Below are 11,934 nucleotides of genomic sequence, written 5' to 3' on the forward strand. Positions count from 1 at the left end.
TCTTTTGCTTCCAATAAAGCATCAGAACCGTCCTGTGCTGTTAACCATACCCACTGTTTAAAAATAGCTGCACTAAACGACTCTGAAACAATGTCAAGACAATTTACTTTCAATAGAAGTGTATCCTCATTTAACTTGCCATCATTTCCATACCCTTCTTAACTTAAACATTTCCTGCGTATATCCCCAGACTGAAACCGGACTCATGATGATCTGATAAAACAATACAAATATAAAAAAACCCCTCATGTTTTTTCTGATTTTCAGGTTCAAGCTTTTAAATACGCTTTTTTGATAGAAGTATAATATCGCATAGCTAATCAAAGTTAATGGGAGCACCAATAAAGTGGTTATTCCTACAATCCAATAGACTCCAAAAAACGCCAGTATCAGGCCTGGTATCCAAAAAAACGTGTAAGAAATATCAATATACGGCATGATAAAATTTACGCCCGTTAAATACTTTGTATATCCAGATGGCTGCTGCCAGGGCTTTACCGCTCTTAATCCTTCGATCATACCCCTCGCCCATCTGCTGCGTTGTCTTCCCAAATGTACAAGTTTCACAGGCACATCTGTAAAGGCAACGGACAAAGGCTCAAAATATACCTTTTTACCCTGTTCGAGAAGCTTCCAGGTAAGTACGATATCTTCGCCGATCGAATCAGACCAACCCCCGACCTCACGAATACACTCTGTCTCAAACAAGCTATAGGCCCCTTGTGCAACCAGCGTCCCCTGATATAAACCTTGTAATCTTTTAACCGATGCAATACTTAAAAAATAATCCCATTCCTGGACGCGGGACCAAATATTTTCACGGCTGTTCCTCACCAGGATAGCACCAGCTATCGAGCACACTTCCTGTGGAGCGGATTTCTTCCTGGAAACCAAATGCCTGACAGCAGATTCGTGCAGTAAAGTATCAGCATCTAAAGTGATCAAAAAGGGCGTATCGACATAATTTAATCCTTTATTTAATGCCCGGTGTTTCCCAGGTCTCTTTTCTTCTTTTATTAATAACAGCAAACCTATTTCCTCAGCCGTTGCTCTTGCTTTACTTATCGTCCCGTCCGTTGAACCATTATCAACCAAAACGACTGATATCTTGCCAGCATAGTCCTGGTTTTTTATATAAATAAGTGAATTTGATATTCCCAGCTCTTCGTTTTTAGCAGCAATGAGAATGGTTATGTCGTCATTTGGATTGCTGTATTTTACTTTCGGCTGCCTGTCCAACAGCAAACTTACAACAAGGAATGCATTCAAGTAACCAGGAATATATGAGATTCCCAATAATAATGAACAAAGCCATAAAGGTACCGACAACTTCACTTAAATCTACTATCCAACTTCTTGATAAAAAGATAGCCAGGCACACCCACATGGCAGCGAATAAATGGCTGATGTAGTACTTTGATCGGACTGGAATATAAACATTTTTCTTCATTTCTCACACTCTTTGAGGTCTATTCTTGATGCATTGTTTATGGAAAAAGTTACTTCATTTTATCAAAAGACAATAGTTGTTATTAAGTTGAAAATAGTGGGAATGCTGCCCGTAGTATTTTTCCGTAATATTAATATCGGCAACGATAATGATGTTTCAATCTTTGGATGCTATCAGCCCAATTAATAAAAATATCCTCCCGAATAATTCTCCCAGGAGGATAACATTAGAATATTAAACTCTCTTCAATAAATCCCGATTCAATTCCTGAACATTGCGTTTTCCTGACAAGGCTAAGGTTAGATCGAAATCAGCGATTAAATTTCGCAGCACCTGTTTCACACCTTCTTCTCCTGCCAATGCTAAACCATACATATACGGGCGCCCTACAAGCACTGCTTTTGCACCCAAGGCCAAGGCTTTGACAATATCAGAACCTCTCCTGATTCCGCTGTCCATCAAAACTGGCATTTCATCTTTTACGGCATCGACGATATCTGGCAGAGCTTCAATCGCAGAGATGGCTCCGTCGACCTGGCGCCCGCCGTGATTGCTGACAATGATCCCATCCATGCCATGTTCAAGTGCCAGTCTGGCATCATCCGGATGTAAAATCCCTTTCAAGATGATTGGAAGAGAAGTTTGCATCTTAATGAACTCTAAATCCCTCCAGGTTAAAGCAGGATTTCCGAATACAGAGGCCCAAAGCATGATGGCTGATTGCATATCTTCATGCGGCGGGCAATCAAGCCTTGAGCAAAATACAGGGTCTTCCAGGTAATTACCGATCCCTTGGGCTTCCAGGAAAGGCAGATAAGCATGCTCAATATCTTTTTCCCGCCAGGCGAGCATCGGGGTATCGAGTGTAATGACAATCGCACTGTAGCCTGCTGCTTCCGCTCTTTTTACCATACTTGCAGCAATTTCGCGGTCATTGCTCCAATACAATTGATACCAACGATGAGAATCTCCCATTTCGCTGGCGATCTTTTCAAGACTGTATGTAGATGCGGTGCTAGCGACGAATGGAACATCCATCGCAGCGGCTGCCCGGGCCGTTGCCAGTTCACCGTCAGGATGGACAATCGACTGTACACCTACTGGTGCGAGCAGCACCGGATAATTGATTTTTTTGCCAAATAGCTCGATACTCAAATCCCTTGAAGAGGTATCACATAACATCCTCGGGACAATCTGCCACTTGTCAAATGCTTTATTATTCTGTTTTGCCGTTATCTCCGCCCCTGCAGATGCCGCTACATAATAATAAGGCTTGGCATCTAAATGTTCCCTTGCCTTGGCCTCCAGCTCCTCATATGATACCGGAATGATGTTCTTCTCGATCTGCTGATAAACCTTCAATTGAACCTGATTTCCAAAACTCATTAATCCCCCACCCCTTTTAATATAGCGCTTTCATTTTCTGGTTGCTTGAATTATCCGTTAACATCTTTCAGCTTTTCTCTTCCCTTTCACCGTCCATGACTCGTGCTTAATACCACGCGAATGCAAGATAGCACACTTAACGTAGGCTTGTCCGTTCCTGAACGGGCTTCTTCTATTAGCATATCATTTACAGAATATTCAGGTCAATTTATGCGGCGGCTATCTTTTAAAATCTTATTGCTACTTCCCTATTAAATCAATTGAAAATAAATTCCGTGTAACACTTCGAGAATACAGGCAAGATTTATTTACGACTGGATAACCGTACTTTCGACATCGTTGAAGCAAATGGCAATAAGCCGCATAGCATTTAAAACGGAGAAATATAGATATTTTTGATTGTATTTAACTGCTATATCACGTCCAAATTTATCATAATTCGATGCACATTAACGAAATTTAGCAACCATCTTAGTTTTGAACAAACCCATTGTACTGCGTGTTTGTCGCTTCTTCTTTCGGCGTTCCGGTCCAATACGTGATATGCTTGGATTAGCGATTAGCACCAAAAAACAAACGCACTACATGATCCGAACTCGAAAGGGGTAAATATGTTGATCAACAATATGGCTCAGTTTACAAGCAGAATCAAAGAAAATGGAGGTGGACACATCCTGTATTTTTCCGACAGTGAAGATCAATATGTCGCTAATGCCGTCGAGTTTATCATATCCGGCATCAAAGAAGGCGAACATATTCTGTTTGTGGAAAATGATAGGCTCTATCCTCGCATCGCCGACCAGTTGGTCACACGCCTTACAACTGAGGAAATAAAAAGGATTCAGGCAATCAATAATTTCGATTTTTATTGTTCCGAAGGGAACTTCCATCCCGTGACTATACTTAACTTTTTCTTCAATACCATTGACCCGTATTATGAAAAAAAATTGATCATTCGGGCATGGGGCCACGTAGAATGGGGTTCCCAGCAAGATATCGAACGTACTATTGCAAGTTTCGAATTTGAATTGGACAGGCTGATGCCTGAAATGGATATGGTCGCCGTTTGTGCCTATAATTCCGACCGAGTCTCAGATGACCTTAGGGAAAAATTGATGAACTGTCATGGGTATTTGATGACAGACTCAGATATCCTAGCTCTTTCGGAAAAGGAAGCGGAATTAACAGGTGAATTGTAATCAGTATATAGGTGATCGTGATTCCCCAAATTGTTGGATTATATAATATTTAATGATGACTATGAGGATACAAAAAGCATGGTCACGAAAACCTTTGAAGCAGACAATCGAATACAATATGCAGCAATATTAGATGAGAAACTTATTGATATGGTTTCCGTCAGCTTCCTGTATTTCCAATGCAACTGACGATAGGAACATAAGGGGAGATTTATCTTTCCCCTGCCCTGCTAGCCCATTCAAGAGCTTGTTTCTTAGATTGAAAATAGCTCACTTTATCCTGAGACAGCACTTTTTTGACAGGCTGTTCATCAGCCACCACGTTAAAGGGTACACTTACTAAACCATTAGGAGTGTGAACAAATACGTGAGGCTGACCATGCCTTCTTGAGTAAAACTGATCGATTGATTCACACCTAATCTAAATTGGAGTTTTTTCTTAAAAAAAATGGTCTCAACAAAGTCCAGTCCAGACCATCTTAATTTAGTTAACAACCTTTTCTCTAACCTCATCACTCTTCAACAACTCTTTAACCTTTCGATCAATCCTCTCAATTTCTGCGGAGGGATTTCTCCACCAGTTTCGGCTCCAGATCCGCTCAATAGTCCAGCCTCTGCTTTCTAGGAACCGCTGACGATAGACATCTCTTTCCTTAGCGTTAGCAGAGCTGTGGTACATCGCACCGTCACATTCAATACCAAGGATATATCTCGAAGCATCATTTGGATCAACAATGGCCAGGTCAATCCGATAGCCGGACATCCCCACTTGAGTAGTTGCTTCATATCCAAGGTTTCTTAACTGTTTATACACTTGCTCTTCAAAAAGGGAGTCGAAATGCAATTCTTTTTGTTGTTCCTGCGTATTTACATTTTCATTGATTTCCTGGACAACAGCTAAAATTTGTTCTCGTTGGGCATAAGCAACTGCTTTGACATATTTCAAATATGACTTTAACAGTTTCGGTCCTCTCCCAGATGTGCCAGCCACATTGAGTTCCTCAGGTTCGATACTCGATACAACAATAATTTCTTCCTTAGCCCGTGTTACCGCCACGTTAAGCCGGTTTTCTCCGCCTTTTTGGTTCAGCATGCCAAACCGGTTATAAATTCTTCCTTCTTCATTTTTGGCATAACCTATTGAGAAGAGGATGATATCCCTCTCATCTCCTTGGACGTTCTCAATGTTCTTTACAAAAACCCGTTCATCCAAATCCCTGGACATCATTTGATTATATACGGCACTGAAGGACTCATCTTCCCCTGCCATCTTTTCAATTAGATCCATTATTTTCGACTGCTGTTTAGCGTTAAAGGTGATAATGCCGACCGTTTTGTTTGGCCGTTTCTCAAGTATATTCTTCAATGTATTTACTACTTCAATGGCTTCAACCTCATTGCATTGGTTGATCCACCTTCCCTCAACCTTTTTCCTTTCCATGGCGGGTGGATTTGTGAAAGGCACCACATTCGGTGCAATTTGAACATGTCCATTATAAAACGCATGGTTGGAGAAATTGATCAACTCTTCATATTTGGAACGATAGTGCCACTGAAGAATCTTTTCCGGAAACCTTCGTTTTGCAAGGTTCAGCAAGCTAAGGGAATCATCTGTATCATACTGTTCTTCCTCATCTTCGTCATTCACTACAGACGACTGAAACATATTGAATGGAGGAAGCTGCTTTTCGTCTCCTGCCACAATCAGCTGCTTGGCCCTATAAACAGCTGGAATGCCACTTTCCACCGTACATTGGGACGCTTCATCAAAGATCACAAGGTCAAACAGTCCTTCTTTTAACGGGAAGATTGAGGAAACAATCTCGGTAGACGCAAGCCACACAGGCAAGATGTCCACCAATCCATCCCTCGCAAACTCGTTAACCAGTTTTCGCAGAGACCAGATCATGCGCTTTTTTCCAACCTGGTGTTTTAGCTCTTTTATCCGTCTTGAATGCTGCTGTTGTGCCTGGTCTACATTTGACGTTAATGTATAGATTAAGTACTGTCTAGCTGCCTTCCGTTTTTCATCAATGAGTTTGGCAAAAGACTCTCTAATCCTTGCAAACTCATTGGTAGAAACCTTCTGAACCTGCGGGTACTTTTGCTCTGTTTGATCAATCCAGTGAACATAGGCAGAATTTCGGAACAGATCGACCCAAAAGTCAGGCAGCCCTATTTCGCTGTTATTGGGTTTCGTCTGCAGCTTCAAAATCACTTTTCTATCAATTTCTGAGCAGCCGTTCCAATAACTGTCCATTTGCTGAAGATCTTCAAAATCCCGGTGGATGTACTCAAGCATCTTATCCAGCTCATTTAAAGGAATGTCTCCTTCAGCTATGCGGGTCTTCAGCTTTTCGACAAAATTCTCTTTAAAGTAGCTTTTAAGATGCTCCATCTCATCTGACATCTGTTTTGTTTGCTTGCCAAGCTGATGCAACGTGATAAGCGACTTCTTCACTTTGAGCCACTCAGTAGAACTGGTACCTTTGAATTTCTCTCCTTCAATCAATTCCTCAATGATTGACTTTCCAGAAAAGAACGTCCACCACCATAAACGTAATCCCTGCAGTGTTCGCCTGTTGCCATCCTCCAGATCGGGATAAATTTTATCCAACTTATTCTGCACTAACCAGGTGTAAGCCGGAGTGATTTTCTCATTATCAATCGAATTCAGGTATTCTACTGACTTCCTGGCCTTCAAGATTAATTGATCCATTAACTCAACCATTTCCAGCTTATCTTTCATACTTACTGCATCAAACGATTTCCGCTCTTTTAACGGGTAGTCATCACCGCCAAACTGTTCGTACCATTCAGCATAGGTGAAGACTTTTTCCGACATGTCATCTAACAAATCACGGTTTAAGGCTGACAACACGTCGGTCAAATCCACAATTTGTGTCGTATCTCCCCGGATTGGCGTTTCCGTATAGATCGTACAATCGGAAACCAAAGTCCTGATATTCGTATATAGCATTCGCAATGCTGTTTAATAACTCCTCTTGGGAAGCCAGTTTTTTTGAAACAGATGCTAAAAATTGGACCGCTTGTTCATAATTGACCTGATTATGCTCTCCCAAGTGATTGTGAACTTAATTACCGATGCCCTGAAACAGGAGAAGAGAGTTCTCGTGGTATGCCAGAAACGAGCTGCTTTGGACGTGGTCTATCAAAGGCTGGATTGATTAGGGTTAAGCAGCCATATTGCCCTTGTGCATGACGAAAAGAATGACCGAAAGAATTTGTATAGTAAAATTGCTTCTGTCCTCCTTGAGAATTTCCGGTGAACCGTCCGCTTCCAGGAGATTGAGAATATCAAGGTTCTCTCTGTTAAACTCTTCTTCAATATCTTCGTCTTCAATTCTTACGTGGTCATCCGGCGCAACTAATTCGCCAGCCAAGCCTAAGGTGCTTTCTTCTGACAGTTCAATCAGGGCATCATAATCCTTCACCAAGGAGGAGCTTCCTTGAGGGAAATTACCAATAACGGCATTTTCCAATAATGTCAGATTAGCCACTTCAGGAATATCCTCTTTTTTATATTCCTTTAATTTCGACAGGCCACATGGGATAAAATTAACTTTCATTTCCCGTTCCTTTAAAAAGGTAAGCCAAGCTTTGTAGTCATAGGACTTGGCAACTTCCGAAGCTTTCTCAAAAAAATCCTCCGTAAATGTAAAGCTATTCAGCTTCTTGAATGCCAAAAATAAGGTGCGATTTATCTGCGGGCCACCTTCATCCAGATTTAACACCCACTTCTGTAAATTCACGTGATTCTTTTCAAGTCTTACCGGATATAAAAACAACGGTGCCTGAAAAAAAGTACCATCAGCTAAAGTTCCTGACAAGAACGGAAAACCCAGATAGAAATCATGCACCCCTGTTTCTTCTTCTATCCCTTTCATGTTTCTGTTCAGGTCTGTCAGTTTTCTTGACACAACCATCGATTTCTCATCATTAACCGAAGGTTTCAGAAGTACTATTGCACTCTTGCTTTGCTTGATGACCTTTTCCACGATGGATTTACTAACCACTTCATCTGCCAAGCCGTCCAGCTCTGTCAAATCAAAGCTCCATTTATTATAAAGCTTCAGCATTCGAATCGAGCGATTCCGCCGGCTAATATCATTTAGCTTATCCCTCATATGGATCAATTTATCTTTCATGGCAAAGACCTCTTTCTTTTGCAAATTCCCATTCGCACCATGTTATGTATATGCAGAGAAAGAACTGATATAGTCTTAAGAATTAATTAGGAAACAAATGGGGTTTTTGCCGAATAAGCGAATTACATTTTTAAATATTATAGCAGAAGATGGAAAAAAATGACGAACGAATCTTATTCATTGGATACAGAATAATAACTATTACGTAAAAAAGGCTTCCTTAAAGGTTCGGAAGCCTACATAAGTGGTATTATTGGTATTGATTTGATGAATATACTTATATTGATCTCTTATATTATATCTTTCGATAAAGTATGAATGTACTCTATAGTCTTTTTGTAAAAGCAAAGAACTCCCTCTAAACATTCCCAAGCTTGCCAAATATAAAGCAAGGTAAAGACAAGCTTTGTCAAATACCTCCTCTTCATTAAGCTTTCTATGGTTTTTATGAAAATAGGAATAACAATACTCCCAAGATTTAAAGCGGTGATGCTGATGCTGGATAGATAGAGAGTGATAATTAGAGTAATTTCCCTCTTTTTCTTAAAAAATAACTTATGTAGCAGTTACTTTGAGAGAAACTCAATATCCTTCTTAATCCATTCAATAGCCTCATCTACAGTACGGATTCCCAATTTATTTTTGGACACCCACTTTCCATCGGCATATAAAATAAAGCTGCTCCCGGTGGGACTGATATCTCCCACAACGTTCTGTCTACGATGATGCGGTTGTCGGGTAACACACTCCCCATTGTATAGATCATTCTTTGGGTGTTTATGTATTTTCAATCCCTGTATTTCTACAAGTTTCTCCAGAAAAATTTTATTGTCCATTTTCACAACCCCTTTTATTGTTGATCCGGAAGCACTTCGTTCCCTCTGGTTAAAATGCATGGTTGAATCCCATCCGCAAGTTTAATTGCAGTTACCAGCCTACCCTCTTTATTTTCGATTCTTGTGGTTTGAAAAAGACAATCCCAAAACGGTATGCCGTTTGAAAGCCTGCTAATGTTCTGGCGGATATTATCTTCTGAAAGTTTCCTGCCCCATTCCGCTGTCTTTTCTTGTATCTTCTTATAGGTCATATGTTCAAAAGCCGTAAAAATACTATAGACAATATAAAAAGCTGTGATATTTAACGGTGGTGATTCTGCGTTCATAAACAAAATTTCCCGCCCCGCGCCTGAACACTTTAAAAAAGCTTCATTTATATCAGGTTTCATTGTATTAAACTCGTACTCACTTATACTTTCTTCTATTCCATTCGTAATTTTACAGTAAAACATTTTGTTGAAAATCTGCTCATCCAATACAAGAATTTCTTTTTCATAACGTTCAATTTTCTCTGTATCGATGTCGACATCAACATTGCCTTCCAGATCGCTTAAATCCTTAAGAGCCCCATAAGCAATTTTCATGCCGCAGTTGACAAGAAACATCTGTGCCAACATACTCTGGGTATCATTTAAACCTTCTTCAACAGAACCTGTAATCGCCCTCTCAAAGTGAGTCACAGCTTTTGCATATTCACCTTCCCGGTAAAACAAGTAAGCGAGTCGATAATTGGCAACCGGGTGATCCGCTTGCAAGAGCAACGCTTTATTTAAACAGCTTTTCGCTGAATATGGGTCTGGGCGATCGCCCATCTTGAAATATTCACCCTGTGTGACATAAAGTTTGACCAATTTTTTCGTCAGCTTATCAACTATATCTTGTTCACGATTTTTCTTCGCCTCGTTTAATCCTGCCCTTAATTGCTGTGCTTCTTTGTATGGAAGTAATTCCTCATCAACGTGCATACTATTTCACCTCATCTATATACATTCTCTTTTTCTCCATTAACTCCTTTTTTCCTGCTGTGACAGCTATTCACACCGCCTTGGTACACTTTGTTTAACAATTCAAAGGAGATGATAAGATGCAAAACAATAACAGTACACTTGCGAGGCACGGACTTTTGGCTGAGGATGTTTTTAAGGATTTTAACGGTGGAGTCAGCAACGCAGCAGCTTTGGTAAAAGGGCTTATTGAAAGGAACGGCCTTAAAGATTTCTCGAATGTACCTGACCATGAACTGATTGCAATGCTAAAAGAAACATCCAGGGGTATTCAGTCTCCCGGCCCCGGGATGCTGATTGACCCGGTACAGGGTGACCTTCCGTTAACCGATTTCGACCCATATATCCGTGGAATAGTCCGTTGGCTGAACGAATTAGGAATTTACACTTTTGGCAGCTGTGACGGACATGGAAGAACGCCCGCAATGATTCTATTAAAAAAATTCCCTAACGCTAAACAACTGGAAGTACTTAAAACTGCTGCTCTAGAAGAAATTGATTTCCGCTGTGAAGGCAAAAGAGTAAGTCTCCGCTATCCCGAAGATAAGCAGGAATTGTTACTTAATATGGCAGAAAATCTTTATCGCCTCTGGAACAATCCTGGCTACCTTACTGACCTCCAGGCAATGAAATTTAAATCCTTTCTAATTGAAATGCTTTCTATTCCTGGGTCAAGCGGTAATGAAAGAGCAATAACTTTACGCTTGCGGAACAAATTGCTTCGCCTTCTTGATCACACGTATATAGACAAGAAAGGCAATCTTCTTGGATTCATCGAACTTGGTCAGGGCCCGACCATTCTTCTTTCATCTCATATGGATACAGTGGAAGAAATCGAAACTGGCCGCGAAATTATGGTAAACGGAACAATGCTAAGCAGCTCAAAAGGTATTCTTGGTGCTGATGACAGGGCCGGGATTGCAGCCATCATTGAAATATTAAGAAGACTACCCAAAACCAATTTCAGGGGAACGATAAAAGTAGCATTTACGGTAGAAGAAGAAATTGGCTGCCTTGGATCCCGTGGAATTGACCGGGATTTTCTCGAGGACGTACAGGCTGCGATTGTAATTGACCGGAGAGGGAATCGCGACATCGTCACATCAAACCGTGGCTTTCCCTTCTGCCCGGAAGAATTCGGCTTCATCATGGAGAAAGCAGGTAAATTTGCTGGAATGGATGACTGGAAAGCTGTTCCTGGTGGTATAAGTGATGCGAAAGTCTTTTCAAGCTTTGGTATCCCGTCCGTCAACCTCTCAGTGGGATATCAGCATGAACACACAGATTTAGAAACTTTAGATTACAGGGCTACCTTTGAAACAGTGTTACTGGTCGAATCCTTTTTCCATCACATATTGGGCGAAAAGAATGAAAATATAACTCTTTCAATCTAAACTACTCAGGCCATTATTGAAAAAATCGGTATCATGAGTGGCTGTAAGTAAGGCTTAATTAGCTACAGCCACTTGTAAAGCCGATGATACTCCGAGCACAAAGTGAATAATAGGATGGTAAAACAACGACTGAAAATCTAGCTCATGCGTCCCACATGAAGACGATTTCAATATTGACACCAAAGGAGGAAATAGAATGGAAACAAAAATAATCAAGGTTGAGCACACTGAACTTGGAATTAAACGATTAAAAAAAGAAATGCAACTGGCAGCAAAACAAGGATATAAGCTTGCTTTTGATTTAACAGGAATAAAAGATAGGAAGAGGAAAGTTGAAGTTATTATGATGACCAAGCAAAATAAATGTCTATAAAATTGTAAGGGACGATTTAATTTCTGAAAATTTAACTACATCAATCTTAGCGGAATCGTAGAGAATGTAAAAAGTTTTGTGTAATTGGTTATACTTTCCAATAAGGAGATGATCAATTATGCA

Annotated in this window: 8 protein-coding genes and 1 pseudogene; 3 read left to right on the top strand and 6 right to left on the bottom strand. The window is 40.5% G+C overall.

Features of this window, described 5'->3' with window-relative positions; translation table 11 throughout:
• Window positions 1-141 precede the first annotated feature (141 nt).
• Together CVD19_RS05470 and CVD19_RS05475 are read right to left on the bottom strand one after the other, a co-directional pair.
• A pseudogene (locus tag CVD19_RS05470) lies at window positions 142-1,450 on the bottom strand (glycosyltransferase).
• A 234-nt stretch (window positions 1,451-1,684) separates the two neighbouring features.
• Entirely contained in the window at window positions 1,685-2,836 is a 1,152-nt protein-coding gene (locus CVD19_RS05475; protein WP_101580856.1) for a lactate 2-monooxygenase, read from the bottom strand.
• 614 nt (window positions 2,837-3,450) lie between these two features.
• Between CVD19_RS05475 and CVD19_RS05480 the strand changes: the two genes are divergently transcribed.
• Entirely contained in the window at window positions 3,451-4,035 is a 585-nt protein-coding gene (locus CVD19_RS05480; protein WP_180953536.1) for an MEDS domain-containing protein, read from the top strand.
• Window positions 4,036-4,519: 484 nt separating this feature from the next.
• On the opposite strand, the gene CVD19_RS05485 is transcribed toward CVD19_RS05480, so the two are convergent.
• The 4 genes from CVD19_RS05485 to CVD19_RS05505 form a co-directional block, all read right to left on the bottom strand.
• Entirely contained in the window at window positions 4,520-7,015 is a 2,496-nt protein-coding gene (locus CVD19_RS05485; protein WP_101580858.1) for an AAA domain-containing protein, read from the bottom strand.
• Between the two features lie 214 nt (window positions 7,016-7,229).
• Window positions 7,230-8,204, bottom strand: coding sequence for a DUF4011 domain-containing protein (locus CVD19_RS05495; RefSeq protein ID WP_101580859.1), 975 nt, complete (start codon window positions 8,202-8,204; stop codon window positions 7,230-7,232).
• A gap of 566 nt (window positions 8,205-8,770) precedes the next feature.
• Window positions 8,771-9,040 (bottom strand): hypothetical protein, encoded by a 270-nt coding sequence (locus CVD19_RS05500; protein ID WP_101580860.1) that lies wholly within the window; start codon window positions 9,038-9,040, stop codon window positions 8,771-8,773.
• 14 nt (window positions 9,041-9,054) lie between these two features.
• Window positions 9,055-10,005 (bottom strand): tetratricopeptide repeat protein, encoded by a 951-nt coding sequence (locus CVD19_RS05505; protein WP_101580861.1) that lies wholly within the window; start codon window positions 10,003-10,005, stop codon window positions 9,055-9,057.
• Between the two features lie 119 nt (window positions 10,006-10,124).
• On the opposite strand from CVD19_RS05505, the gene CVD19_RS05510 reads away from it, so the two are divergent.
• Both CVD19_RS05510 and CVD19_RS24605 read left to right on the top strand, forming a co-directional pair.
• Window positions 10,125-11,438 carry a M20/M25/M40 family metallo-hydrolase gene (locus CVD19_RS05510; RefSeq protein ID WP_101580862.1) on the top strand — a complete coding sequence of 438 codons (1,314 nt, stop codon included), beginning with the start codon at window positions 10,125-10,127 and terminating at the stop codon, window positions 11,436-11,438.
• A gap of 196 nt (window positions 11,439-11,634) precedes the next feature.
• Entirely contained in the window at window positions 11,635-11,811 is a 177-nt protein-coding gene (locus CVD19_RS24605) for a hypothetical protein (RefSeq protein WP_180953537.1), read from the top strand.
• Window positions 11,812-11,934: the final 123 nt, after the last annotated feature.

The organism is Bacillus sp. T33-2 (genome assembly GCF_002860205.1).
Classification (GTDB): Bacteria; Bacillota; Bacilli; order Bacillales; family Cytobacillaceae; genus T33-2.